Consider the following 25,292-nt stretch of genomic DNA (forward strand, 5'->3'; position numbering starts at 1 on the left):
CCCTTTACAAATGTATTAATCAAATTGTATCAGACTAAGGGACACCTAGGGAGAAGTTTTTTTTGAACGATTTTTGAAGTACCATCTTAGTGAATGAAACAAAAATAAAATTGGGATATAAGCGTATACAATATATAAACCCGCTTGAGATAGTACGGTATTTAATGTGTTGATACTTTCACGGTTTGTGAAAAGTAGAGAAGCTGAAAATATGATGAAAATAAAAAACGGTAATGTAAATTTAAATGAAATATGAAAGGAACGCTTCATCGTTTGACATGATGACCAAATGGTTAAGCAGAGGTTTGGTAAAATAATTAAAAACCAAACGAAAATAATAATATATTCAAAGCGCTGGATAAAAGGAACTTTAATTATTTTTAACATCGTTAAAGTAGGCCAAATAGTACGGTTTAATTGTCCCTCGCTGTAATACATAAAAGATACGATAGCTAAAACTACATAAATTAAGGTGCTAAAAGCAATTCCAGCATGGGCCCATCGCTTTAAAGATTTTCCTTTTTCAATAAAGGGATAAAAGATAAGAATTGTTTCAAACCCCAGAAATTCCAATGCGGATTGTTTTGCAGATATAAGCATGTCAAAAGGTGAATGTGTAAAAATAGGTAAAATATTACGAAAATGAGCATATTTCATTGGATAGATTAAAAAGAATACAACGAAAATAGGAAGAACAATACCCCAAAAACATATCCCTGTCACAGAACGGAAGCCACCTTTTATAATGTAGTAAGTGACTAATAAAAACATAAGCGTAAGTTTCCATAACTTAATGGTAGGGAAAATCCAAACTTGTATCACTTCCATATACGTACGAAGAACCGTAAGGCAAAATAATAAGCAATAAAGAGTGAAAATTACAGAAAATATAGAGCCAACCCATTTTCCAAAGGTTGTTGTATGAATGCTAATTAAATCTCCGTCTTTTTCAAGCATTTTTAACATACAAAACAGCACAATATGAGTTGCAATTCCCGCAATAATAAGAGAAATCCAGGCATCATAACCAGCGTTTTTTAAAATTACACGTTGATATCCGAGAATTCCTATACCAATCTGGAGAGAATGCAATAAAATAAATGCAAAATATGGAGAGACTGTCTTTGTTTTATTCATTGTATTCATTGCTTATTTCACCTCACTATTCTCCGATTCCAGATTGTACAATATTAAGATCTAAATTTACATCCACCGCTACATTTTTATACATATTTCGAATTTGTGTTATATTCCATTTTCTCGTATGGCTTCTAATTTCATCTCGTATTCCTAAAGGATCAATTTCCTTTTCTTGAAATTGTTTTATTAGATCTTCACAGTCTTTTTCAACATTTCGTTCAATTTGTTTTTTTATATAGTTGATATTTGTTTCTTTTCTTAAATCAATCCAATTAGGAGAGTTTTTAATTAATCCATTTAATTTTAAATGGATTTTTACTTTTGGTATGTCGCCAGTTTGATCTATATTATACTTATTTTCCCCAGCTAAGTTTTGTATAACAACCATACCTTTATGTTTATCCTTTTTTATCGCTGCTTCGTAACGTCCATTTTTCGTAGGATTAATAAGTAATTTTGCTAAAACAGAATGTCTTTTATCCGTATACATGACGACTTTATCGCCTTTTAAAAAGGCAAGCCCTTTGACAGCGACAGAATGATTATCGTCCATTTTAATATAAGGAACATAGGCATCACATACGGAAGAGTAATAATTATATAAAAAAGTGTTTAATTCGGTTTGTGGAATGTTTTCATTTCTTATATTTTGTTCGAGTAAGTCAGCAATATATAAAGACCCATTTTTTTTTCCGTAATTTAAAAGCTCTTCAGCTGATCCATCTACAATTGCTAGTTGTACATCACGCCCGATATTTGGGTCACGTTGTAAGTTAGTAATAATCTCTCCCATTCCGCGTTCTCCTAGAGCTTTTCCAAATAGGACGACACGCATTTGACCTACAACGACATTGTGAGGAGATTTTGCATTTAATCGTGAAGCGATTGTCTCAAGTGAACGGGCAGATGTTGATTGCGTTTCTGGTTTAGACTTTACACCATGTGTGTACTCTGGGAATAGAATAGTTCCTTGGAATCTTTTCTTTTTTGTGATGTCAAATCCAGCGATATGAATAATACGCTGCGTATCCACTATATAGGTTTGTGTACAGCCAGTTTGTAAAATGAAGAAGATAATGATAATAAGGTGCAATAAAAATTTTTTCATTCATTCTCACCATCACGTTTTTGCTTCGCTTTGTTTGGATTATAGCGCCATTTTGATTTTGGTCTAAGAAAAGAAGGTCTTTGAGCTGTTTGACTAAATGGTAATCGAAGAAAACCTTCTGCTGTACCTAAACCACGAAATGGATATAAAGGTAATAAATAAGGTGATCCAAGTGATTTTAATTTAATTAAATGAGCTAAAATAAATACAAATCCGACAATAAGACCTAATCCTCCGAATGCACCGGCTAAAAGAATAAGTGGAAAGCGTAATAACCGGATAGTAGAAGACATCTTTACGGTCGGTGTTGTGAAAGATGCAAGAGCGGATAAAGCAACTGCAATTAATAAAATTGTACTAGTCAAAGCTGCCTCCACGGATGCTTGGCCAATTACAATCCCCCCAACAATACCAATCGTTTGTCCGACTTTTGTCGGTAAACGCGCTCCAGCTTCACGAAGCAATTCAATTGTAATTTCTAAAAAGAGTGCTTCTAGAATGGGAGGGAAAGGTACGTTAGCTCTCGAGAAAATAATAGGACCTAGTAAATCAGCTGGAATCATTTGATAATGATATGTTAAAGCCGCTGTATAAATAGCGGAGGAAAAAAGAGAAAATATAGCTCCGAAAAAACGAATAATACGAAAGAACGATCCAATCATCCACGGTAAATAATAATCTTCTGGTGAAATGAAAAAATCCAGTAACGTTGTTGGTCCTGATAAAGCATATGGAGAGCCATCTGTTAAAATTAAAACTTCCCCGTTAATTAATGCAAATACAGCTCGATCTAATCGTTCTGTAGGTAATAGAACTGGAAAAGGTGAATTGCTATTATCACTAATAAATTGCTCAATCATAGTTGAATCAAACGGGACATCAAAGTCAATGTCTTCTAGCCGTTGTATTGCGGTGTTGATAAATTGTTCATTTGTAATTCCTTCTATATAAGCAACTGCTACTTTCGTTTTTGACATAGATCCGACGGTAACTTCTTTAAAAATGAGTTGCTCCGTTACGATATTTCGGCGTAATAAGTGGATATTTGTATCAAGGTTTTCAACGAAACCGATTTTAGGCCCGATTACGCTATACTCATTTTCTGTATCGTTATATAATCGTGTTCCTAAAACAGTACTTTCGGCACGAATTAAAGCATATTGATCAGGATTCGAATTGTTTTTTAAGCGTATTAAAATATATCCACCTAATAATTTCTCACGAATATCATCAATAGAAGGGGAGGTAATAATGTCTTCAATAGAGACGATATTACATAAATCAGAGATGTTTTGGATTTGTTCCGATTCCTTTTTTAGAGGAGTTAAAATGAATTGTTTAATAATAAGTGCTTCCACGACAGATTTATAATAAAACAAGCACAATGTTTCATTTTCAAGTACGTTATGAGAAACAAAGTCGCTTGATTCTTTCATGGTTTGTATAAATTCTGGAATAGAACAAAGTGTTTTTGTATTAGTCTTTTTTGATTTTTTAGATGATAAACCGAACATTTTCTCACCCCTAACTTACATCATTTACTTGTGTTAGTTTTTGGGAAAGACGGGAATTTATACTTAAAAATTGAAAGTTCATAAAGAAAAGGAAGAGTGGTGAATGCCTCTTCCTTTTTAGCATTTTAATTTGTTTTTTGTTCTTTAATAGACTTCACTAATTTCATCATTTCCGCTCGTATATCTTCTCTTTTTACATTTAATTTTTCGGCAATTTGTTTAATGTCCATTCCATCTTTTTTCATCTTTAATACATCATCAAGAGGAGTATTGCTTTTTTGAGAGATGATTGTTAACACAGTAAGATGACGCAATTTGATGTTATATTCTTTCATTTTTTGCTTTAGCTGATCCGGTGTGGATTTTTGCATAGTTGCTAACTGTTGTAGCAGTTCTTGCTTTGTTTCTTTATTCATATGATGCTTTTTCAGCTTACTTGGATCTATACCGAAATGCTCGGCTGTTTTCTCCCAAGATTTATTTTGCTTATAGTAAGCTAAAACATCTTTTATTTCTTTATTACTAATTCTTGCAATATGAGCAGCTTTCCAAATTTCATGTTTGTTATAGCCGAGTTTTTCTAGCGATTGCATTTCTTCTTCTGAAATTGGGTTATGGTGATGCAGTGTTACTTCTTTTGGCGTGGCAGCGGATATAGGGAAGGTGGATATCCCGCATAATAATGCTGCCATAGTCATACAAACAGCGATTTTTTTGTACATGTAAACTCCTCCTAGATGGATAATGTAGAAAACTGTACACATATCATTTCCATAAAATGTGAAATACTTGTGAACAAGTTAAGTTTTTTTATTCACAGCATGGAATGACGTTTTTAGAAGTTTTCCAACATAAAACATTGATTAATAGTAAAAAACTAAGGTATAATCGAAATTGAAAATCAATATCAATACTAATGATAAACTTATACATATAGATAAAAATAAGGGAGAGATAAATATGACTACATATACTTCCATCGCTAATGTGATTAAAGAAAGACGCTCTGTTCGTACATTTACAGACAAAGCAGTAGAAAAAGATTTATTAATTGAACTATTAAACGACGCAACATGGGCACCAAATCATAAGCACCGTGAACCATGGAATTGTAAACTATACATCGGAGAAGGCCGCAAGAAATTAGTAGATGCGGTATTAAACTCTTTCACGGAAGAAGAAAGAGCGAAACGCGGTAAAATTTTATCAGATCGTTTCTTAAGCACGCCTGCACAAATCGTTGTATATATAAATGAAGATCCACGTCAAATTCAACGTGATGAAGATTACGCTGCAACATGTGCATTTATGCAAAACTTCCAACTTCTTGCTTGGGAACGTGGATTAGGTTGCGTTTGGAAATCAGGCGGATTAAACTACAATCCATTATTTATAGAAGGAATCGGTTTAACAAGAGGCCAACGTATCGTTGGAATTCTTCATATCGGCTATTTCGATAAAGCACCAGAAGGAAAAGCTCGTACTCCGATTACGGAGAAGATGGAGATTATCGAAGGTTAATAGATGAGACATTCTCGTTTTTGCGGGGGTGTCTTTTTATTATGCAATCAATCCTCATGAAAGCTTGTTTTTCATCATACACTTTCTTAAGGGAAAGTGTAAGGAGGGAAAATAATGAGAGCAAGTGATGATAAAGCACTGCAATATGCGATTGCGGAAATTACGGAAATTGCGACTGGATTTGGGCTTGATTTTTATCCGATGCGTTATGAAATATGTCCAGCGGAAATTATTTATACATTTGGTGCATATGGGATGCCGACAAGGTTTTCACATTGGAGTTTTGGAAAACAATTTTTCAGAATGAAATTACAATACGATTTAGGACTTAGTAAAATATACGAACTCGTTATTAACTCTGATCCATGTTACGCCTTTTTATTAGATACGAACTCTTTAATTCAAAACAAATTAATTGTAGCGCACGTTTTAGCACACTGTGATTTCTTCAAAAATAATATTCGTTTTTCAAATACGAAGCGAGACATGGTGGAGAGTATGGCGGCAACAGCGGACCGTGTGAAAGCGTATGAGCATAAGTACGGAAAGGCAGAGGTAGAAACATTTTTAGATGCCGTACTTGCCATTCAAGAGCATATTGATCCGTCGCTTATGCGTCCGAAGCTCGCATGGAGTATTGATGATTTAGAAGATGAAGAAGTAGAAAAGAAAAAGGTGTCGCAATACGATGATTTATGGAATTTAGATAATCGCAATAAAAAGCAGGAACGTTCTAATGTGCGTAAAAAGAAGAAAATTCCACCACAACCAGAGAAAGATTTACTGCTCTTTATTGAAGAATATAGCCGTGAGTTAGAAGATTGGCAGCGTGATATATTAACGATGATGCGCGAAGAAATGTTATATTTTTGGCCACAGCTTGAAACGAAAATCATGAACGAAGGCTGGGCATCCTACTGGCATCAACGCATACTTCGTGAAATGGACTTAACCTCTGATGAAGCAATTGAATTTGCGAAATTAAATGCAGGTGTTGTACAGCCATCAAAAACAAGTATTAATCCATACTACCTCGGTATTAAAATCTTTGAAGATATTGAAGAACGGTACAATAATCCGACTGAAGAAATGAAACGACGAGGCGTAAAACCAGGATCTGGCCGTGACAAAATGTTTGAAGTACGCGAAATTGAATGGGACGTATCGTTCCTAAGAAACTACTTAAATAAAGATCTTGTTATGCGAGAAGATATGTACTTATTCCAGCGCCAAGGAAAAGAATATAAAGTAATAGATAAAGAATGGGAGAATGTGCGTGATCAACTCGTAAATATGCGGACAAATGGTGGGTTCCCGTACTTAGTAGTAGAAGATGGAGACTACTTAAAGAACGGAGAATTATACATTAAACATAGTTACGAAGGAATCGAGCTCGATTTAAAATACTTAGAAAAAGTATTACCATATCTTCATCAGCTATGGGGAAGAACGGTGCATATGGAGTCGATTGTGGAGAGTAAGGGCGTTGTGTTTTCTTATGATGGGAAGATGGTGCATCGGAAGTATGTGTGAGGGGAAGAACGGACATAGCATACTGTGTCCGTTCTTTTTATTTGGAACAAAGTTAAATATGCTATTCTTGAAAAAAGGGAGTTACATAGAGAAATGGAGTGATTTAAATGAGCAAAGTAGGGATATGTAAGGTTGATATTACGCCGCCTGTAGGTATTGATTTTGTCGGATATCATAGAGAGACAGGCATAAATAATGTTGAAGAACGTATTTACGGGACAGTTTTTGTATGTGAAAAAGATGAAATGAAAACGAATCCATTTTGAAGAAGATGAATCAAAATGGATTCGTTTTTTGTTTACCAGACAGGTCGTATATTTGATGATAATTTCTCTGTATTTTCTTTAGTAACGAATGTTGTTAAATCTTCTTTTAGCATCTGCATTCGTTCTGTACCTATGTTTTCAATCCATCGCTGTTCTATTTCAGCTACTATTTCTTCTTTTGCTTTCATTACTGACAAACCACGTGCGGTTAAAACGATGATTTTACCTCTTTTATCAGTAGGATGTGTTTTGCGTGTAACGTAGCCATTACTCTCAAGAGAATCCACCATTTTACTTACAGCTTGTTTGGAAATCCCCAAATACTCAGCTAGCTCTATACCAGTTGCCCCATTAGGAAGGATGCGTTTGAACATAAAACCATGTGCTGGCCTAATATCTTCAAATCCTAATTCACTTAATTTGTCATGTAGCTCAGTGATTAATGTGCTAAATGATAATGATAAAAGTGATGTAAGATCTAACTCGTTGAATGTTTGATTCATGTATATAACCTCCGTACTTGTAGTCAATTAAGTTGACTATATGTAATACCTATTGTACTATGCGTAATATAGTCAATCAAATTGACTATATTATGTTGGTAGAACAAATAATGATTTATATAATATAGAATCAATGGAGGTTTCACATGGTTAATATCGTGAAAATTAGAGGGAGTGTATTTGCACCGTATGCATCGCTGGAACCTATTAAGGACCCTGCAACAGGAAGAGTGTTTGAATATGCTGGAGATGCACGTGAGTTTACACCACAAGCTGTGAACACAAAGCGTTCAAGGTTAGAACAAGAAGTGAATATTGATTTTTATAAAAGAGAAATTTTCACATATGCAGATGCTTGTATCGTCACCGTGAAGATTACAAATTCAGATGGCTCAATTGAGTATCAAAAGGGAGAAACAAGTACAGAAAACATTGTATGTACAAATATTGTATGGAGTGAAGATGAAGTTTCATTTGAAATGAGAGCAAGTGCAAGTAATCCTTTAAACGCAGCAGCACCTGCAGCTGATTATTTTTTGACTATACGAGCTAATGAAAGTGGCACTGTGAATATTGAAGGTGTACATGATGGTTTCCCTTGCTATGAATTTTATAAACAAGTAGATTTTGGTTCGTTTGAATTGATATACACACATGATTTCAGAAAAACGGATGATACCCCAGCAGCACTAGCTGGAGAGATGGAATATAGCTTTAAAACGACAGTCTAAACATAAATATAGCGCTATTTTTTAGAAGGAAATAGAAAAGTAAAAGAGAAATCTATTGGTTTTAGGATTGAAATTATGGTCTGTTTTATTTAATAAGCATTCAGCATCTAAAATAAAATTATAGAGGTGTTTCTTATGACTAATATCGTGAAAATTAGAGCCAGTGTATTTATTCCAATGTCTTGGACTGAGGCTAAGAAGGATATGGAAACAGAAAAAGTAATTCAATTCGAAGGTGATTCACGTGAATTCACACCGTATGCGGTAAATGCGATGCGCTCTAGAGTTGAGCAAGAGGTAGTAGTTGATTTCTATAAAGAAGAAGTGTTTTCATATGCGAACACGGGTATTACGACCGAGAAGATTACAAGTCCAGATGGTTCTGTGAGTAAAAGAACAGGGAAAGCAAGTACAGAAAATATTGTGTGCACTGATATCACATGGAATTCTGAAGGTGTGCAATTCAAAATGAGTGCGAGTGCAAGTAATCCATTAAATGTATATGCACCTCCTGTGGATTATGTATTAAATGTATGTGTGAAACAGGATGGTAGTATTGATATTCAAGGGGAGCATGATGGATTCCCTTGTTTTGAATTTTATAAGCAAGTAGATTTCGGTTCATTTGAAAAAATATATACACATGATTTTAGAGAAACTGGTGATACAGCGGCAGCCCTAGGCGGGAACATGGAGTATAGTTTTACAAAGAGATTATAGGAAGTATGATAATAGAACGATGGATTGATTCATTCGTAAAGAACTTGGAAATATCTAAGTTCTTTTTTTGTTTCAAATTTGTGAAAGACATATTGATTGAAATTAAATTTTTTATAATTTATTATATACCCGTACAGGTATAGGTTTTATATGTGTGATATATGAGGGAATTAAATAATAAATAGTATGGAGGTTTGACATATGTCTAGAAAAATTGTTGTAGTAGGCGGAGTTGCTGGCGGGGCATCAGTAGCTGCAAGGCTTCGTCGTTTAAGTGAGGAAGATGAAATTATTATGTTTGAACGCGGTGAATACATTTCGTTCGCAAACTGTGGATTGCCATATTATATTGGCGGTGTCATTACAGAAAGACAAAAGTTATTAGTACAAACTGTTGAAAGGATGTCAAAACGTTTTAATTTAGATATACGTGTATTGAGTGAAGTTGTAAAGATTAATAAAGAAGAGAAAACAATTACGATAAAGAATGTAACTACAGATGAAACATATAACGAGGAATATGATGTTTTGATTCTTTCACCAGGGGCGAAACCAATTGTTCCACCTATTCCGGGCATTGAAGAAGCGAAGGCGTTGTTTACGTTACGAAATGTACCTGATACAGATCGTATAAAAGCGTATATTGATGAGAAGAAACCACGTCATGCGACGGTTATTGGTGGAGGATTTATTGGAGTGGAAATGGTTGAGAATTTAAGAGAACGCGGGATTGAGGTTACTCTTGTAGAGATGGCAAATCAAGTGATGCCACCAATTGATTACGAAATGGCGGCATATGTACATGAGCATATGAAGGTGCACAATGTTGAGCTTGTTTTTGAAGATAGTGTAGATGCGTTAGAAGAGAATGGGACTGTTGTACGTTTAAAAAGTGGCTCAGTTATAAAAACAGATATGATTATTTTAGCAATTGGTGTACAACCAGAGAGTAGTTTAGCGAAAGATGCAGGATTAGCATTAGGAGTTAGAGGAACGATAAAGGTAAATGAGAAATTTCAAACGTCTGACCCATATGTATATGCAATTGGTGATGCGATTGAAGTGAAAGATTTTGTTACAGAAACAGAAACGATGATTCCTTTAGCGTGGCCCGCTAATCGTCAAGGTCGCATGTTAGCAGATATTATTCATGGTCATACGGATTCTTTATATAAAGGTACGATGGGAACTTCTGTGGCTAAAGTTTTTGATTTAACAGTTGCTTCGACTGGAGTAAATGAGAAAATATTAAAACGATTAAATATACCCTATGAGGTAGTACATGTACAGGCAAATTCTCATGCGGGATACTATCCGAATGCTACGCCAGTGCTAATAAAATTAATCTTTAATAAAGAAAGCGGAAAAATTTACGGAGCACAGGCTTTAGGGCGTGACGGGGTAGATAAGCGTATAGATGTTATCGCGACGGCAATGAAGGCAAACTTAACTGTAATCGATTTACCGGATTTAGAATTATCATATGCCCCGCCGTATTCTTCTGCAAAAGATCCAGTAAACATGGTGGGGTATGCCGCAAGTAATATAGTAGATGGTTTTGTGGAAACGGTACAATGGCATGAAATAGATCGTATTGTTGACAATGGTGGATATCTTATAGATGTTCGGGAGCCCAATGAACTAAAACAAGGAATGATTAAAGGCTCTATTAATATTCCGTTAGATGAATTACGTGATAGATTGGATGAAGTGCCAATGGACAAAGAAATATATATCACTTGTCAACTTGGTATGAGAGGGTATGTTGCAGCACGTATGTTAATGGAAAAAGGATATAAGGTAAAGAATGTAGATGGTGGTTTTAAATTGTATGGGACAGTATTGCCAGAACGTGTTGTATATTGATATTTTTCATTTTCTATTTCAAGATTTAGTGGAAGGTGAAAACCTATAGATTAAGGTTTTACTTTTTGTTTTGCGAACATATAAGGCGAAAAATAAAAATAGGGGTTTACAAAATACCCTATAGGGTATAATATATTGTCATAGGTTATAAATAGTGACATAATGGTAATGAGGTGATTATAGGATGGAATATAATCAAGATATGAAAAATAGATTGAAACGTATTGAAGGTCAAGTTCGTGGTGTGCTTCGTATGATGGAAGAAGGAAAAGATTGCCGAGAGGTTATTACACAGTTAACGGCATCTCGTTCTGCACTTGATCGTACAATTGGACTCGTTGTTGGAACGAATTTAGAGCAATGTTTGCGTGAACAGTTTGAAAGTGGAAATGGTTCAAATGAAGAGTTAATTAAAGAAGCTGTTCAATTACTTGTAAAAAGCCGATAATCTGTCAAACGTAAGTGTTGACAGATTTTCAAAAACGTTTTAATATACCCCTACAGGTATATGTATATGAATTGTGGAGGAATCGATTATGAGTATAAAAGTGGATATGAGTTTAGATTGTAAAGGTTTGGCTTGTCCGATGCCTATTGTGAAAACGAAGAAGGCGATAGAAGGATTGGCACCAGGGCAAGTGATTGAAGTTAAGGCAACAGATAAAGGATCTACGGTAGATATAAAAAGTTGGGCGAGTAAAGTAGGACATCAATATATCGGGACGAAACACGAGGGTGATGTATTGGTGCATTATGTTAGGAAAGCAAACGAGCATGAAGTGAATGAAGTTGTGAAATATCCACATACAATTACGAATGCAGAATTACAGTCTATATTGTCTCATGGAGAAGAGAGCATTGTATTAGATGTTCGCGAAGCAGCGGAATTTGCTTTTGGCCATATTCCATCCGCCATTTCGATACCATTAGGTGAATTAGACAGCGCAGTGTTAGATGAGACGAAGCAAATTTATGTTATTTGTCGAACTGGTAACCGCAGTGATGTGGCTTGCCAAATGTTGAAAGAGAAAGGTTTTTCAAATGTGAAAAATGTCATTCCTGGTATGTTAGGGTGGCAAGGAAATGTGGAGAAATAAAATTTTTTAAACAAAAATATACCTATGGGGGTAATTAAATGGACATTAAGATGTTACAAGCAAAAGATGTTGCAGAGAAAGTTTTATTCGGAGAGTTATTCATTTTAGATGTTCGTAATGAGACGGATTATGAAGATTGGAAAATTGAAGGGAAGCAAGTTTCTTCTATTAATAAACCTTATTTTGATTTGTTAGATGGTGTAGATCATATTGTAAGTGAATTACCTAAAGATAAAGATGTTTTAGTAGTATGTGCAAAAGAAGGGTCTTCTATATTTGTGGCAGAGCAATTAACAGAGGCTGGATTAGAAAATATTTATTATTTATCTGGTGGTATGAAGGCTTGGAGTGAATATGTAAAGCCTATAAAAGTGGGAGATTTAAAAGATGGCGGAAGTATGTATCAGTTTAACCGTCTTGGAAAAGGTTGTTTATCATATATGGTTATTTCAAACGGTGAAGCAGCAGTTATTGATGCAGTAAGAACAGCCGAGGCATATGAAGAATTTGCGAAAGAGCATGGCGTTACGATTACGAATGTAATGGATACACATTTACATGCAGACCATATTTCCGGAGGACGTAAGTTAGCGGAAAAGGTAGGTGGTACGTATTGGTTACCACCAAAAGATGCAGAGGAAGTTCTCTTCTCATACGAACCGCTTGTTGAAGGATCTGTTATTACGGTGGGGGGTACTAAAATTGTAATTGACGCATTATACTCACCAGGGCATACGATTGGAAGTACGTCATTCATTGTAGATGATTCTTATTTATTATCAGGCGATATTTTATTTGTAGATTCAATTGGGCGTCCTGATCTTGCTGGTAAGGCTGAAGATTGGGTGAGTGATTTACGTAATACTTTGTATAGCCGATATAAAGAGCTATCTCAAAATTTAGTTGTGTTACCGGCTCATTATTCAAAAATAAGTGAAATGAACGAAAGTAGTATTGTTAGCGCAAAATTAAAAGATTTATTTGAGCATAATGCAGGATTAAATATTGAGGATGAGGGAGAGTTCCGTAAAGTTGTAACAGAAAACTTACCACCTCAGCCAAATGCATATGAAGAAATTCGTCAAACCAATATGGGTAAAATTCACCCAAGTGTGGATAAAGAGCGTGAAATGGAGATTGGTCCAAATCGTTGTGCAGTGCACGAATAATGAAATAAATAAAAAATGGAGGAATTGATGATGAATATAAAACAAGTGTTAGATGCGAAAGGTTTAGCATGTCCAATGCCGATTGTAAGAACAAAGAGAGCAATGGATACTTTGCAAACTGGAGAAGTATTAGAAATACATGTAACGGATAAAGGGTCAGTTAAGGATATTCCAGCGTGGGCAAATAAATGTGGCCATGACATCGTAAAGCTTGAAGAAGAAGGCGATGTGCTGAAGTTTTGGATTAGGAAGGCGTAGTGAAGCAATAGTTTTGTAAATATAGAGAGGTTGGTTATATGAACACAATATTAAGTACGCTTTTCATTGTACTTGCTGCATGGTTTGTTATTTCACGATTTTTACCAGTGAAAGGTGTTCAAAATATAAATGGCAAAGAATTGAAAAGTATAGTGGGGAAAAAGGGGAAGTATTTTATTGATGTCCGTACAGTAGGTGAATATAGAGGGAATCATATGAAAGGCTTTCAAAATATCCCCCTAAATGATCTAGCAAGTAAGGCGAATCAATTAGATAAGAATAAGGAAGTAATCGTTATTTGCCAAAGTGGAATGAGAAGTAAGCAAGCAGCAAAGGTATTAAAGAAATTAGGATTTCAGCACGTTATCAATGTTTCAGGCGGTATGAATGGTTTGTGAGGAGGGAATTTAAAATGAAAGAAATGACAGTAAAAGAATTGGAAGAAAAATTGTTACGTAAAGAAGCAGTAAATATCGTGGACGTACGTGAAGTAGAAGAAGTAGCCGAAGGGAAAATTCCAGAAGCGTGTAATATTCCACTAGGACTATTAGAGTTTCGTATGCATGAGTTGGATAAAAAGAAGGAGTATATTATCGTTTGTCGTTCTGGCGGGAGAAGTGCAAGAGCTGTTCAATTTTTAGAAAGTTACGGTTTTCAAGTAATCAATGTGGTAGGTGGTATGTTAGCTTGGGAAGGAAAAGTAGAATAGGGAGAAACAATTTTCATGAAAAAATACCCCTATAGGTAATTGGAGGGAGAACAATATGGAACAACAGAAGAAAACAACAATCGTTTTATTTAGCGGAGATTATGATAAAGCAATGGCTGCTTATATTATTGCAAATGGTGCAGCGGCGTATGATCAAGAGGTTACTATTTTTCATACTTTCTGGGGATTAAATGCTTTAAGGAAAGATGAACATGTGAATGTAAAGAAAACATTTATAGAAAAAGTATTTGGAAAAATGATGCCACGCGGTGCTGATAAGATGGGGTTATCCAAAATGAATTTTGCTGGTATGGGACCAAAGATGATTAAAGGCATTATGAAAAAACATAATGCAATGCCTTTGCCAGATTTAATTGATTTGGCAAAAGAACAGGGGATTAAACTTGTAGCTTGTCAAATGACAGTAGATTTATTAGGGTTAAAAGAGGAAGAGATTATGGAAGGCGTAGAGTTTGCAGGTGTAGGGGCATATTTAGCAGATGCTTCGGATGGGAATGTAAACTTATTCATTTAATCACCTTCTTTTTAGAAGGAGGGGGATGTAAGGTGAGTGGAGTATTATTACTTTTTATAATTGGGTTTATAGGATCGTTTATATCAGGAATGGTTGGAATTGGCGGTGCAATTATTAATTATCCGATGATCTTATATATTCCAGTATTGTTAGGATTTACTGGCTATACGTCACATGAAGTGAGCGGTATTACAGCGGTACAAGTATTCTTTGCAACTTTTGCAGGCGCCTGGGCATACCGGAAAAGTACTGATATGAATAAAATGTTAGTTGTGTATATGGGAGCTAGTATATTAATAGGAAGTTTTATAGGAAGTTTTAGTGCAAATCTATTAGATGAAAACGCTGTAAATGTTGTTTATACAGTATTGGCGACCATTGCAGCTATGATGATGTTTGTACCAAAGAAAAATAATAGTGGAACAGTTAAGTATAATAAATGGTTAGCAAGTGTGTTAGCGTTTATTGTAGGAGGTGTTTCGGGCATTATTGGAGCTGGCGGTGCGTTTCTTTTAGTTCCTATTATGCTAGTTATTTTAAAATTACCATTGCGCATGACGATAGCGACATCTATCGCTATTACGTTTATTTCCTCAGTAGGGATTACGACTGGAAAAGTGATTACTGGACAAGTAGTTATCATTCCAGCTCTAATTATTGCGGTTGCAAGTATATTTGCTGCGCCACTTGGAGCTCGAGTCGGGAAGAGGATAAATCAAAAAGTACTACAATATATGTTATCGATTTTAATTGTCGGCACTGCTGTTAAGATGTGGATTGATATGATATTGAAATAAAAGGATGGCGCTGCTTGCAGCCCATCCTTTTATTTATGCCCAAATAACTTTCATTAAGTTTTTATATTCGTCATTCGCTAATTTATATAGCATTCTCGTATGTTCAAAGACAAGTGCTGGATTAAAGTTTGGTTCTGAGAATGCAAGAGATGTTGAAATATCAATTGCATTTTGCTTATTTAATGTGAATTTTGCAAAGCGATAAGATGTATTTAATTCATTGATGACATGTAAAATATCATTTGTTGATGTTGCATCAGGTACGTGAGCAACATTGAAGCAGTATATATCCACCGTAGGATGTTCGTTTTGGAAAGCAGCGATAAGTTGAATTTTTGCGCCAGCTTCAGTCTCTAATCCTACTGAAAAATGAACAGAGCCATCATTTTCATCTATATTTTCTTCCATGTATATATCGTTGGATTTTAAGTAGTCTTTAAAATCTGAGATGTTATGTTTTACTGCAGCTTTCATATGTATGAGCCCCCTGATAATTGGAATAGATTGCTACTATTTATTATAATTTAAAAATATTAAAAAAGATAGTTAGAAAGTTCTGATTTTTAATTCTGAAGAAATAAAAAGAAGCCGTACTCTACCTCCATAGAGTACGGCTTCTTTACTATTCATTGTCGTTAGACGATGTTTCTGTATCTTCACTGCTATTTTTGTTCTTATTTTTCACTTCATTGTTACTTGATTCGCGTTCACTTGAATTTTCAGACTTAGATTCTTTTGTCTTTTTCGAATCAGAGTCTGAGTCAGACTTTGTATATGCAGGTAGCCCAAGATGAGTACGAAGTTCATTTGTAACATTAGCTAATTCTTTTTTATCTGGATTGTAGTAGTAAGTTCGACCACCACCAGCAGATTTGCTACAAGTATCGTCACCTTTTGCCATATAGCAATCATCACCTTGGATTTGTAATTTCTCAATTTCCGAATCCGATCCATATTTATAGAATGAAAGCATATCATCAAATGTTAAGTTTGTAACGAATTGGCCGTTAATATCATCAATGATGTTGCCAACTTTTGTTACAGAACCAACACTTGTTAGTTTCTTTAAAATAGCCTCGATAACGAGTTGTTGACGTTGTCCACGCATTGCATCACTATCGATGTGTCTTGTTCTAGCAAGAGCAAGAGCTTCTTCGCCATTTAGCTTTTGAACACCTTTTTCTAGGTGAATAGCCTCAGCATTATCATTGCTATCTTGCTCAGTAAATTCAACTGGTACATCAACTTCAACACCGCCCAAGTCATCGACGATTTTTATAAATGATTTAAAGTTGAATTTTACAAAATAATCGACAGGAACATTCATTAATTTTTCAACTGCATCAATGCTTGCTTGTGGTCCACCATTTTTTCCGTTTTTAGCAGAACCGAATGCATGAGCGTGTGTAATTTTATCTTTTTTCTTTTCTATTGGAATATAAGTATATGTGTCACGTGGGATACTTAATAGTTTAACAGTTTTGCTATCTTTATTAAATGTTGCAAGTAAAAGCGCGTCTGTTCTTATAGCTTCACCATATTCTTTTCCACGGACATCGCTTTCATCAACACCCATTATTAAAACAGAGACATTGTTTGTAATAGGTTTTACAGCCTTATCACGTAAATCAGATTTATCACCGCGTGCTAAATCGTGTGCGGCATTTCGAACAGCAGAAGATGCTTTATTTACTAAAAACCAAGTATAACCGCCGCCTATTAATAAAACGAATAGTATAGCGCTTATAATAATTTTTATTTTTTTCTTATTTTTTTTCGGTTTATTGCGTGTATTTTCTTGCAAAGATGGGTTTTGCTCCATTTCCTGTACTCCTTCATTTGGATTGAAATACGACACTCATATCCACTTATTATAATGAAATTTAGCGAAAAAAAACATTACAAAACATTTACATTTCGTAAAAATTCAATATATTTATAAAAAGTCAGATTTTCTATATTATATTTTTTAGATGTAGAATAAGTATAAGTTGTTTTAGTAGAAATGAAAATATGTATTGTGAGAAAGTGATAGAGAAGTAAGATTTGTTGAAATATAGCCAAGAAGAAATGAGTAAGCTTACTTATTTCTTCTATATAATAAAGAAGAATTTGACGGATAAAGGAGAGAGCATAATGAATCATACATCATTCCGAGCAATCGTTGTGAACGAAAAGGAAAATCATCAGTTTGTAAGAAAAGTTGTTGAGAGAGAAGTAAGTAGTTTACCTGAAGGAGACGTGTTAATACAGGTTCATTATTCTTCATTAAATTATAAAGATGCTCTTTCAGCTACTGGTAATAAGGGTGTTACGAGAACATATCCTCATACGCCAGGAATTGATGCTGCAGGAGTGGTTGTGAGTAGTGAAGATGCTACCATTAAAGCAGGAGATCAAGTTATTGTAACGGGATATGACTTAGGTATGAATACCTCTGGTGGTTTCGGAGAATATATTCGCGTGCCATCATCTTGGGTCGTGCCTTTACCGGAAGGAATGTCATTAAAGGAAAGTATGATGTATGGGACAGCAGGTTTTACTGCGGCTTTGTCGGTATATAAGCTTATTGGAGCAGGAGTCAAGCCTAGTATGGGAGATGTTTTAGTAACGGGTGCTACAGGCGGCGTAGGGAGTGTAGCTGTTAGTATATTAAGTAAGCTAGGGTTTAACGTAGTAGGAGCGACAGGAAAAATGGAAGAGGAAGATATGCTACTACGTCTAGGAGCGAAAAAGGTGATTCATCGCGCGGAATTGAATGATGAATCAGGAAGACCGATGTTAAAAGGGATATACGCGGGAGTTATCGATACTGTAGGTGGACATATGCTAGAAACAGCTTTAAAAACAGTAAAGTATGGTGGTTGTGTAACGACATGCGGTAATGTGGCAGGCCAGGAACTACAAACAACGGTATATCCGTTTATTTTACGAGGTATAAGCCTTTTAGGGATAGATTCCGTGCAATGCCCAGTAGATGTGAGAAGAGATGTTTGGACGCTTTTAGCGAAAGAATGGGGAAATAAAGAGTTACTATCTTATACAGAAGAATGTACATTAGAAGAATTAGAGAAGAAGTTTGCACTTATATTGCAAGGAAAGTTAAAAGGAAGAACAGTTGTTAAAATATAATGAAAAAAGAGACGCTTAAGTTAGCGTCTCTTTCTTATTATAATGATTGTTTTAGATTGATTTTTCCTTGTTCACCTAAAACACCGTCAGCGATATTTACAGCGTGATCGCCAATGCGCTCTAAGTTACTTACCATATCGACGAAGATGATACTTGCATCACCTGAACAGCTGCGTTCGTTTAGACGTAATACGTGACGTTTACGAAGAACACGTTCCATTTGGTCGATTTTGCGTTCTTTGGCAATAACAGTTTGAGCTAGTTCAGTATCGAAGTTTGTTAAAGCTTCAACTGAGTCTTGCAGTGTTGAAATTGTTAACTCAAGCATTTCGTTTAATTCAGCTAATGCTTCATCTGATAGTGAAACACGGTTTGAAATTTGGAAATCTACAAGTTCTACAAGGTTTTCTACATGATCACCGACACGTTCAATATCTCCAACAACACCTGCTAAAACAGAATGTTTTTCAGAATCCGTAGGTGAAAGTGGCTTTTCTGATAGTAAAACTAAATACTCGGTAATTTTTTTATCTAAATTGTTAATAGCTCCTTCTAATTGAGTAGCCATGTTTGCGTGTTTTTTGTCGTGTGTATTTAAAAATTGATTTGCTTCTTTTAATCCATGTAATGAGAACTCAGCCATACGGATAATCTCTTTTTGAGCTTCAGTTAAAGCGATGGCTGGAGATTGTTCAATAAAGATTGGATTTAAATGTTGTGGTTTGAAGTCAATCGCTGCATCTTCACCACGAATAATTTTTGTTACGATCCATGCTAACACTGCAATGAACGGGAATTGAATGATTGTATTTGTTACGTTAAATGTTCCGTGTGCAAATGCAATAGTCATTTCTGGATTCAAGTTTAATGATGTTTGGAAATATTGAATTAAACTTGTAAATGGTATTAATAAAATTGTAAAGATAATTGTACCGATAATATTAAAGATAACGTGAACTAATGCTGCACGTCTTGCTGCAATTGAAGTACCGATTGCTGCTAATACAGCTGTAATTGTTGTACCGATGTTATCACCGAATAATACAGGAAGAGCTGCTTGTAAATCGATTGCACCTTGACCGAATAGTTCTTGTAAAATACCGATTGTTGCACTTGAACTTTGTACAATTAAAGTAAAGACTGTACCGACAACAATTCCTAAAATTGGATTATCACTCATGCTCACTGTTAATTCTTGGAATGATTCTAAAGAACGAAGAGGTTTCATACCTGCGCTCATTAATTCTAAACCGAAGAATAACATACCAAAACCGAATACAACTTGACCTACAGAATGTACTTTTTTATTTTTAAAGAAGAATAGTAAGATTGCTCCAACTGCCATAACTGGGAGAGCATATTCTCCGATTTTAATTCCGATAATAAATGCAGTAACTGTCGTACCGATGTTTGCACCCATAATAACACCGATTGCTTGTCTTAATGTCATAAATCCGGCACTTACAAGTCCGACTGTTAAAGCGGTTGTTCCTGAACTGGATTGGATTAATACAGTAACTAACATACCTGCTAGTACACCCATAAGTGGGTTTGTTGTAAAACGATCTAGAATATCGCGAAGACGATCTCCAGCTGCTTGTTGCAGTCCATCGCCCATGTATTTAATCCCGAATAAGAAAATACCTAATCCACCAATGAACTGGAAGATCATATCTTGAACATTATATTCCACGCATTCCACTCCTTAAATTTCATGTACGATGTAATTATTAACTGAACCTTGAGTCACTGTAAACGGTTTGCTAGTAAAATTTACACTAAATTTACAAAGGGAATAAAAGTTTACAATCCCTTAAAGAAACAACTGTATTTCATTGGTTTTTATCTTGTATAAATCTTAATTTTGTAAAGAAATCACACTTTTTAGAATAATGTTGTTCAGTCGAATATCAAGGAAAGCGTATGCAAGTTCATCGTATATTTTTTGATGAACGTTAAAAAAATATGTAGGGAAATGCATGTAGTTTTAGAACAGCAAAATGAGGGAAAACAATTCTTTTAACATGATAAAAAAGCCACTGAATTATCCAGCAGCTTTTTCCGTGTTTTTATCGCCATGCTTTTGTTTTCTTATGCTTGTAATGTAAATGAAGAGAAAAGCAATAAGTAATAGAGAGGAGTAACGATATACAGTTGCATAGTTTGTAAAGTGAGCAATAAATCCAAAGATAATCGCTCCAGCGCCGATTCCAAGGTCAAATGCGGAGAAGAATGTAGCAGTTGCTACGCCGCGTCGATGCGGTGCTACGCGGTCAATCATCCATGCTTGTAGTGCAGGTTGGATCGCTCCAAAACCACTTCCGTAACATGCTGCAGCAATAATTAAGCTCGGAATTGTCGTCGTATACGACAATAAAATAATACCTGTAAACGTTATAATAACTCCCGGAATGATGACGAATGTATGGCCTTTCGCATCATATAGCTTTCCAGAGAATGGACGTGTCACAGCGATTGCTAGTGCGTTACATAAAAAGAAGAGACTAATATCAGCTATGCCGACTTCTGTAGCAAATAGTGTGATAAAACTTCCGATTCCTCCGTACATTAATGTAATACATAATATTAATAATGAAGGAAGTAAAGCTTTACGCTCAATAAATCCATCGAGAAAAGTACTAGATGATTGTTGTGGAGGCTGTTTCGTTTTTTGGATTTGAAGTAGTTTCGTTAATATTAATGAAACAATTGTGCACGATAATGCACATAAAAAAAGAATTGTGAAGTTATATGTTTGCATAAGCCATAGTCCGATAAGTGGACCGAGGGCCATTGCAAGTGTTCCAGAAAGACCAAAATATCCCATGCCTTCTCCGCGGCGAGCTGAGGGAATTAAATCAGAAACGACAGTTCCATATGTAGTCGTTGTAATGCCGAAACCAGCTCCGTGCAAAATACGAACAGCAAGCAAGAGAAAAATAGTTGAGGCGAAAAGGTAACTGCCCATAGCGAGTAAACAGATAGCAGTACCGATCATTAAAATGATTTTTTTATTGAATTTTTGCAAGGCGTTCCCAGTTAGCGGTCTAACAAAAAGTGCCGCAACGGTAAACATGCCGACAACAAATCCGATATTTGAACTTGTGCCACCAATTTCTTTCACATAAACAGGTAAGGTTGGAATTAACATTTGAAACCCTAAAAACATACATAAGTTTGCAAAAATTAAAGCAACAAACTCTTTTGTCCATAACGGTTCTCGTTTTACGAGTATTGCTTCTCCCATATATTCATCCCCTATATAAAATTTTCTCTTTTCTTTCGAGTATATGTATTGGCCAATGCAACAGTCAAGGAAGGTGTCTTGAAAACGGATAACAATTTTTAAGGTGAAAAACTGACAAATTTGTGTAAAGGCTACACAACTATGAAAAAAAGATGTAAAGTATAGATGTATAGACTTGTAGGTGTTAAGAATGATAGAAATTGTTTTTTCTTTAAAGAAAGCGGATTCAAAGGAGTAGTGAACAAGAAGGGGATATATACTTTTTCACTACATATATTTGAAAAGGTTTACAATATGATGAAGAAAGAGGCGTGTACATATGAGACGATTAGGTATTTCTATTTATCCAGAACATTCAACAGTAGAGAAAGATAAGGAGTATTTAACATTAGCAAGTAAATATGGGTTTACACGTGTGTTCACATGTTTATTATCTGTGGATGGAGAAAAAGAGAAAATTATTGAAGAATTTAAAGAAACGATCTCACATGCGAATGCATTAGGGTTCCAAGTATTAGTGGATATTAGTCCATCTGTTTTTGAACAATTAGGTATTTCGTATAATGATTTATCATTCTTCCATGAATTGGGTGCGTACGGTATTCGTTTAGATGTTGGTTTTTCAGGATTAGAAGAATCAATTATGACTTATAATCCGTATGGTTTGAAAATTGAGATTAATATGAGCAATGGTACGAAGTATGTAGATAACATTATGAGTCATAGACCAAATCGTGAAAATTTAATTGGTTGTCATAATTTTTATCCGCATCGTTATTCAGGGTTATCATACGATCATTTCATTAAATGCTCGAAACAATTTAAAGATTACGGTATGAGAACGGCTGCTTTTATTTCATCATTTGATGCAACATATGGACCTTGGCCAGTAACAGAAGGGTTATGTACATTAGAGCAGCATCGTGAATTACCGATGACAACACAGGCGAAACATTTATTCGCGACGGAATTAATTGATGATGTTATTATTGCAAACGCATATGCGTCAGAAGAAGAATTACAAGCACTAGGTGCATTAAATAAAGAGAAACAAACATTTGATATAGAAATATATGATACAACGACAGAACTAGAAAGAATTATCGTATTAAACGAACCACATTTTTATCGCGGAGATGTATCTGAATATATGATTCGTTCTACACAAAGTCGTGTGAAATATAAAAAAGAAGAGTTTAAACCTCATAATACGCGTGAAATTAAGCGTGGGGATTTATTAATTGATAATGAACAATATGGTCAGTATAAAGGCGAATTACAAATTGCATTAAAAGATATGGTGAATACAGGAAAAACAAATGTAGTTGGTCGAATTGTAGAAGAAGAGATTTTCTTACTAGACTATTTACAAGCATGGGATAAATTCGGATTTACATTAAAGAAATAGAGAGAATATAAAGGGGAAAAACTACTGATTTCAGCAGCTTTTCCCCCTTTATATATAAAGAGCGAGAGGAAGAGCTATGACAAAGGTGCATCAGCGATTAATTTCTATTTTAGAGGAATTTTTAGAAGAGAAATCGATGTTAAATCGAGCTTTTTTAGCGGGCCGTTTACATGTATCGACGAAGACGATTCAAAAGGATATAAAATTATTAAATGATATATTGGAAGAAAACGGAGCGAAAATCGAATCGCAAAGAGGGACTGGGTACGAATTAGAAATTATACAAAAGAAGAAATTTGAAGACTTTTGTGTGAGTCTATTTCAAAAACAGACGGAAAAGATCCCAACTTCTTATGAAGAAAGAATAGCGTACATTCTGCAGCGTGTTTTAATGACAGAGGGATATGTGAAGCTTTCAGAATTAGCGGAAGAGATGTATGTGAGCAAATCAACGGTCAATTTAATTATGAAAGATGTTACAGATATATGTGGTCGCTATAAATTACAAATTGAGAAGAGACCGTATTATGGTATACGTATTGTTGGAGAGGAATTTAATATTCGTTCTTGTTTATCACAATATGGTTTACCGCGTTATGACCATACTCCGTTTCATGAGCAATTTGAGCAGACGGAGACATATTTATCGCTACCGCATATATCACTCATTCGTTCAATTATATTAAAGTATATTGAAGGCGGAACAATATATTTATCTGATATAGAAATTGATAATTTAGTCATTCATATTGCAATCGCATTAAAGCGTTGTCAAAGTCAACATTATATGAAAGGACTGCATGCGGAGCAATCAGAACTTATAATAAAGAAAGAATATACAATTGCGAAGCAGATTTTAGGAGATTTAGAGAAAGCGTTAAAATTTTCATTTCCAGAAGAAGAAGTATTATATGTGACGATGCATTTATTAAGTACTGCTGTTACAACGAGAAATCGCTATGAAAATATAGAAGAGCTATTAGGGAAAGATATATATGCATTTATGCAACATATTCTTTTTAAAGTAGCGGAAGAACGGAATCTTATTTTTTATTATGATGAAGAATTATTATTTGGATTTGGTATTCATTTAAAAACGTTATTAAATCGTTTGAAGTATAAGTTAAATACGAGAAATCCTCTTTTGGCAGAAGTGAAAAAGAATTATCCGTATGCTTTTGAAATTGCGGTTCTCGTTGGAGATATCATTGGTGAATATACGGGTGAATCGATCCCTGAAAGTGAAATTGGTTATATTGCAATTCACTTCGGTGGAGCTATGAGCCGTTTGCAGGAGCAAAATCAAAAGAAAAGATGCTTATTAGTTTGTGCGACTGGTCAAGGAAGTGCCCAACTATTAAAATATAAAATTTTATCACAGTTCCGAGATAAATTAGAGATTGTAGGTATTACAGGCTATTATCAATTGAAAGTAGAAGATCTTTATAAAGAAAAAATAGATTGTATTATTAGTACGATTCATATACCGAGTGGCTTGCCTGTTCCAGTTATAAAAGTGAATTCAATATTTGATGATAAAGAGATTAAATCGATTGGTCAGCGGTTGTTTACGCATGTGAATACTAGTGTGCAGCCTTATATTAAGGAAGATTTAATCTTTTTAAATTATAGTGCTTCTACGAAAGAGGATGTTATTCAGTTTTTATGTGAGAAAGCTGCTGAGAAACGCTATGTACCAGAAAACTTTTATGCTTCTGTTATGGAAAGAGAAAATACGTCTCCGACAGCGGTTGGGAATTCAGTTGCGATTCCGCATCCGATGCAGATATTAAGTGAGGAAACTTTTTTGATGTTTTGCACACTTGAAAAGGCTGTTGATTGGGGAGATAAAAAAGTACAAGTAATTATTTTATTTAGTGTAAAGCGCAATAATAATGAAGATTTGCAAAGGCTTTATGATTTTTTATATGATATTATGTCTAGTCAAACTACGATAGAGAAACTTACTCAGACCGAGGTAATTGAAGATTTTCAAGAGATTTTATTATCATTTTGAAAAAGTATATAAAAACTTCCG

General features: G+C 34.9%; 25 protein-coding genes and 1 pseudogene. 17 read left to right on the forward strand and 9 right to left on the reverse strand.

Annotation, left to right across the window (positions count from 1 at the left end):
* Window positions 1–45: 45 nt before the first annotated feature.
* The 4 genes from ACTFN4_RS19580 to ACTFN4_RS19595 all read right to left on the reverse strand — a co-directional run bounded on the left by ACTFN4_RS19580 (window position 46) and on the right by ACTFN4_RS19595 (window position 4,484).
* Window positions 46–1,146, reverse strand: a complete 1,101-nt coding sequence (locus tag ACTFN4_RS19580) for a GerAB/ArcD/ProY family transporter (protein WP_001095038.1) — start codon at window positions 1,144–1,146, stop codon at window positions 46–48.
* Window positions 1,147–1,162: 16 nt separating this feature from the next.
* Window positions 1,163–2,248, reverse strand: coding sequence for a Ger(x)C family spore germination protein (locus ACTFN4_RS19585; RefSeq protein WP_000714133.1), 1,086 nt, complete (start codon window positions 2,246–2,248; stop codon window positions 1,163–1,165).
* Window positions 2,245–3,762: a spore germination protein gene (locus ACTFN4_RS19590; protein ID WP_000467483.1), complete on the reverse strand. Its 1,518-nt coding sequence runs from the start codon at window positions 3,760–3,762 to the stop codon at window positions 2,245–2,247. Before ACTFN4_RS19590 ends, ACTFN4_RS19585 begins: the two co-directional genes overlap by 4 nt.
* Window positions 3,763–3,887: 125 nt before the next feature.
* On the reverse strand, window positions 3,888–4,484 hold the full coding sequence (locus tag ACTFN4_RS19595) for a hypothetical protein (protein WP_000276966.1): 597 nt from the start codon (window positions 4,482–4,484) through the stop codon (window positions 3,888–3,890).
* Window positions 4,485–4,722: 238 nt separating this feature from the next.
* On the opposite strand from ACTFN4_RS19595, the gene ACTFN4_RS19600 reads away from it, so the two are divergent.
* The 3 genes and pseudogenes from ACTFN4_RS19600 to ACTFN4_RS19610 all read left to right on the forward strand — a co-directional run.
* Window positions 4,723–5,283 (forward strand): nitroreductase family protein, encoded by a 561-nt coding sequence (locus tag ACTFN4_RS19600; protein ID WP_000214819.1) that lies wholly within the window; start codon window positions 4,723–4,725, stop codon window positions 5,281–5,283.
* A 114-nt stretch (window positions 5,284–5,397) separates the two neighbouring features.
* Window positions 5,398–6,816 carry a stage V sporulation protein SpoVR gene (gene spoVR, locus ACTFN4_RS19605; RefSeq protein WP_001202693.1) on the forward strand — a complete coding sequence of 473 codons (1,419 nt, stop codon included), beginning with the start codon at window positions 5,398–5,400 and terminating at the stop codon, window positions 6,814–6,816.
* A gap of 107 nt (window positions 6,817–6,923) precedes the next feature.
* Window positions 6,924–7,070: pseudogene (locus ACTFN4_RS19610) on the forward strand (neutral/alkaline non-lysosomal ceramidase N-terminal domain-containing protein); the annotation flags it as partial.
* 44 nt (window positions 7,071–7,114) lie between these two features.
* Here ACTFN4_RS19610 and ACTFN4_RS19615 read toward each other — a convergent pair.
* The gene (locus ACTFN4_RS19615; protein ID WP_001076792.1) at window positions 7,115–7,585 is read right to left on the reverse strand and encodes a MarR family winged helix-turn-helix transcriptional regulator; all 471 of its coding nucleotides are present in this window, start codon (window positions 7,583–7,585) and stop codon (window positions 7,115–7,117) included.
* A 146-nt stretch (window positions 7,586–7,731) separates the two neighbouring features.
* Between ACTFN4_RS19615 and ACTFN4_RS19620 the strand changes: the two genes are divergently transcribed.
* The 11 genes from ACTFN4_RS19620 to ACTFN4_RS19670 all read left to right on the forward strand — a co-directional run bounded on the left by ACTFN4_RS19620 (window position 7,732) and on the right by ACTFN4_RS19670 (window position 15,467).
* Window positions 7,732–8,316, forward strand: a complete 585-nt coding sequence (locus ACTFN4_RS19620) for a DUF3238 domain-containing protein (RefSeq protein ID WP_000247265.1) — start codon at window positions 7,732–7,734, stop codon at window positions 8,314–8,316.
* A 135-nt stretch (window positions 8,317–8,451) separates the two neighbouring features.
* The gene (locus ACTFN4_RS19625) at window positions 8,452–9,036 is read left to right on the forward strand and encodes a DUF3238 domain-containing protein (RefSeq protein WP_000182101.1); all 585 of its coding nucleotides are present in this window, start codon (window positions 8,452–8,454) and stop codon (window positions 9,034–9,036) included.
* Between the two features lie 201 nt (window positions 9,037–9,237).
* Window positions 9,238–10,902, forward strand: coding sequence for a CoA-disulfide reductase (gene cdr, locus ACTFN4_RS19630; RefSeq protein WP_017673121.1), 1,665 nt, complete (start codon window positions 9,238–9,240; stop codon window positions 10,900–10,902).
* Between the two features lie 184 nt (window positions 10,903–11,086).
* Window positions 11,087–11,350 (forward strand): metal-sensitive transcriptional regulator, encoded by a 264-nt coding sequence (locus ACTFN4_RS19635; protein ID WP_000456206.1) that lies wholly within the window; start codon window positions 11,087–11,089, stop codon window positions 11,348–11,350.
* 88 nt (window positions 11,351–11,438) lie between these two features.
* Entirely contained in the window at window positions 11,439–11,999 is a 561-nt protein-coding gene (locus tag ACTFN4_RS19640; protein ID WP_000023949.1) for a sulfurtransferase TusA family protein, read from the forward strand.
* A 38-nt stretch (window positions 12,000–12,037) separates the two neighbouring features.
* Window positions 12,038–13,168 (forward strand): MBL fold metallo-hydrolase, encoded by a 1,131-nt coding sequence (locus ACTFN4_RS19645; protein ID WP_439962690.1) that lies wholly within the window; start codon window positions 12,038–12,040, stop codon window positions 13,166–13,168.
* 27 nt (window positions 13,169–13,195) lie between these two features.
* The gene (locus ACTFN4_RS19650) at window positions 13,196–13,426 is read left to right on the forward strand and encodes a sulfurtransferase TusA family protein (protein WP_002182462.1); all 231 of its coding nucleotides are present in this window, start codon (window positions 13,196–13,198) and stop codon (window positions 13,424–13,426) included.
* Window positions 13,427–13,464: 38 nt separating this feature from the next.
* Window positions 13,465–13,824 (forward strand): rhodanese-like domain-containing protein, encoded by a 360-nt coding sequence (locus ACTFN4_RS19655; RefSeq protein ID WP_001092317.1) that lies wholly within the window; start codon window positions 13,465–13,467, stop codon window positions 13,822–13,824.
* Window positions 13,825–13,838: 14 nt separating this feature from the next.
* Window positions 13,839–14,135 (forward strand): rhodanese-like domain-containing protein, encoded by a 297-nt coding sequence (locus ACTFN4_RS19660; RefSeq protein WP_000661817.1) that lies wholly within the window; start codon window positions 13,839–13,841, stop codon window positions 14,133–14,135.
* A gap of 55 nt (window positions 14,136–14,190) precedes the next feature.
* On the forward strand, window positions 14,191–14,670 hold the full coding sequence (locus ACTFN4_RS19665) for a DsrE/DsrF/DrsH-like family protein (protein WP_000437741.1): 480 nt from the start codon (window positions 14,191–14,193) through the stop codon (window positions 14,668–14,670).
* Between the two features lie 32 nt (window positions 14,671–14,702).
* Window positions 14,703–15,467 carry a sulfite exporter TauE/SafE family protein gene (locus ACTFN4_RS19670; protein ID WP_017656920.1) on the forward strand — a complete coding sequence of 255 codons (765 nt, stop codon included), beginning with the start codon at window positions 14,703–14,705 and terminating at the stop codon, window positions 15,465–15,467.
* A 33-nt stretch (window positions 15,468–15,500) separates the two neighbouring features.
* On the opposite strand, the gene ACTFN4_RS19675 is transcribed toward ACTFN4_RS19670, so the two are convergent.
* The gene (locus ACTFN4_RS19675; protein ID WP_000642362.1) at window positions 15,501–15,941 is read right to left on the reverse strand and encodes a hypothetical protein; all 441 of its coding nucleotides are present in this window, start codon (window positions 15,939–15,941) and stop codon (window positions 15,501–15,503) included.
* 148 nt (window positions 15,942–16,089) lie between these two features.
* A complete protein-coding gene (locus tag ACTFN4_RS19680) occupies window positions 16,090–17,289 on the reverse strand; it encodes an LCP family protein (RefSeq protein WP_000437391.1) in 1,200 nt (399 codons plus the stop codon).
* Between the two features lie 314 nt (window positions 17,290–17,603).
* Here ACTFN4_RS19680 and ACTFN4_RS19685 point away from each other — a divergent pair, with 314 nt between their 5' ends.
* Window positions 17,604–18,599, forward strand: coding sequence for a YhdH/YhfP family quinone oxidoreductase (locus tag ACTFN4_RS19685; protein WP_017656918.1), 996 nt, complete (start codon window positions 17,604–17,606; stop codon window positions 18,597–18,599).
* Window positions 18,600–18,636: 37 nt separating this feature from the next.
* Here ACTFN4_RS19685 and ACTFN4_RS19690 read toward each other — a convergent pair whose 3' ends face one another.
* Both ACTFN4_RS19690 and ACTFN4_RS19695 read right to left on the reverse strand, forming a co-directional pair.
* A complete protein-coding gene (locus ACTFN4_RS19690; protein WP_048538589.1) occupies window positions 18,637–20,292 on the reverse strand; it encodes a Na/Pi cotransporter family protein in 1,656 nt (551 codons plus the stop codon).
* A 351-nt stretch (window positions 20,293–20,643) separates the two neighbouring features.
* Window positions 20,644–21,846 (reverse strand): MFS transporter, encoded by a 1,203-nt coding sequence (locus ACTFN4_RS19695; protein WP_000503245.1) that lies wholly within the window; start codon window positions 21,844–21,846, stop codon window positions 20,644–20,646.
* Window positions 21,847–22,165: 319 nt separating this feature from the next.
* Between ACTFN4_RS19695 and ACTFN4_RS19700 the strand changes: the two genes are divergently transcribed.
* Window positions 22,166–23,254, forward strand: a complete 1,089-nt coding sequence (locus ACTFN4_RS19700) for a DUF871 domain-containing protein (RefSeq protein ID WP_001253349.1) — start codon at window positions 22,166–22,168, stop codon at window positions 23,252–23,254.
* Window positions 23,255–23,330: 76 nt separating this feature from the next.
* Window positions 23,331–25,271: a BglG family transcription antiterminator gene (locus tag ACTFN4_RS19705; RefSeq protein ID WP_439962691.1), complete on the forward strand. Its 1,941-nt coding sequence runs from the start codon at window positions 23,331–23,333 to the stop codon at window positions 25,269–25,271.
* The last annotated feature ends 21 nt before the right edge of the window (window positions 25,272–25,292 follow it).

It is taken from the genome of Bacillus cereus group sp. MYBK95-2, from assembly GCF_051915225.1.
In the GTDB taxonomy this organism is placed as follows: domain Bacteria; phylum Bacillota; class Bacilli; order Bacillales; family Bacillaceae_G; genus Bacillus_A; species Bacillus_A cereus.

Coding starts and splice junctions, on each gene's coding strand:
- ACTFN4_RS19580 (WP_001095038.1), bottom strand. CDS start 1,146: ATGAATACAATGAATAAAACAAAGACAGTCTCTCCATATTTTGCATTT.
- ACTFN4_RS19585 (WP_000714133.1), bottom strand. CDS start 2,248: ATGAAAAAATTTTTATTGCACCTTATTATCATTATCTTCTTCATTTTA.
- ACTFN4_RS19590 (WP_000467483.1), bottom strand. CDS start 3,762: ATGTTCGGTTTATCATCTAAAAAATCAAAAAAGACTAATACAAAAACA.
- ACTFN4_RS19595 (WP_000276966.1), bottom strand. CDS start 4,484: ATGTACAAAAAAATCGCTGTTTGTATGACTATGGCAGCATTATTATGC.
- ACTFN4_RS19600 (WP_000214819.1), top strand. CDS start 4,723: ATGACTACATATACTTCCATCGCTAATGTGATTAAAGAAAGACGCTCT.
- spoVR (WP_001202693.1), top strand. CDS start 5,398: ATGAGAGCAAGTGATGATAAAGCACTGCAATATGCGATTGCGGAAATT.
- ACTFN4_RS19615 (WP_001076792.1), bottom strand. CDS start 7,585: ATGAATCAAACATTCAACGAGTTAGATCTTACATCACTTTTATCATTA.
- ACTFN4_RS19620 (WP_000247265.1), top strand. CDS start 7,732: ATGGTTAATATCGTGAAAATTAGAGGGAGTGTATTTGCACCGTATGCA.
- ACTFN4_RS19625 (WP_000182101.1), top strand. CDS start 8,452: ATGACTAATATCGTGAAAATTAGAGCCAGTGTATTTATTCCAATGTCT.
- cdr (WP_017673121.1), top strand. CDS start 9,238: ATGTCTAGAAAAATTGTTGTAGTAGGCGGAGTTGCTGGCGGGGCATCA.
- ACTFN4_RS19635 (WP_000456206.1), top strand. CDS start 11,087: ATGGAATATAATCAAGATATGAAAAATAGATTGAAACGTATTGAAGGT.
- ACTFN4_RS19640 (WP_000023949.1), top strand. CDS start 11,439: ATGAGTATAAAAGTGGATATGAGTTTAGATTGTAAAGGTTTGGCTTGT.
- ACTFN4_RS19645 (WP_439962690.1), top strand. CDS start 12,038: ATGGACATTAAGATGTTACAAGCAAAAGATGTTGCAGAGAAAGTTTTA.
- ACTFN4_RS19650 (WP_002182462.1), top strand. CDS start 13,196: ATGATGAATATAAAACAAGTGTTAGATGCGAAAGGTTTAGCATGTCCA.
- ACTFN4_RS19655 (WP_001092317.1), top strand. CDS start 13,465: ATGAACACAATATTAAGTACGCTTTTCATTGTACTTGCTGCATGGTTT.
- ACTFN4_RS19660 (WP_000661817.1), top strand. CDS start 13,839: ATGAAAGAAATGACAGTAAAAGAATTGGAAGAAAAATTGTTACGTAAA.
- ACTFN4_RS19665 (WP_000437741.1), top strand. CDS start 14,191: ATGGAACAACAGAAGAAAACAACAATCGTTTTATTTAGCGGAGATTAT.
- ACTFN4_RS19675 (WP_000642362.1), bottom strand. CDS start 15,941: ATGAAAGCTGCAGTAAAACATAACATCTCAGATTTTAAAGACTACTTA.
- ACTFN4_RS19680 (WP_000437391.1), bottom strand. CDS start 17,289: ATGGAGCAAAACCCATCTTTGCAAGAAAATACACGCAATAAACCGAAA.
- ACTFN4_RS19685 (WP_017656918.1), top strand. CDS start 17,604: ATGAATCATACATCATTCCGAGCAATCGTTGTGAACGAAAAGGAAAAT.
- ACTFN4_RS19695 (WP_000503245.1), bottom strand. CDS start 21,846: ATGGGAGAAGCAATACTCGTAAAACGAGAACCGTTATGGACAAAAGAG.
- ACTFN4_RS19700 (WP_001253349.1), top strand. CDS start 22,166: ATGAGACGATTAGGTATTTCTATTTATCCAGAACATTCAACAGTAGAG.
- ACTFN4_RS19705 (WP_439962691.1), top strand. CDS start 23,331: ATGACAAAGGTGCATCAGCGATTAATTTCTATTTTAGAGGAATTTTTA.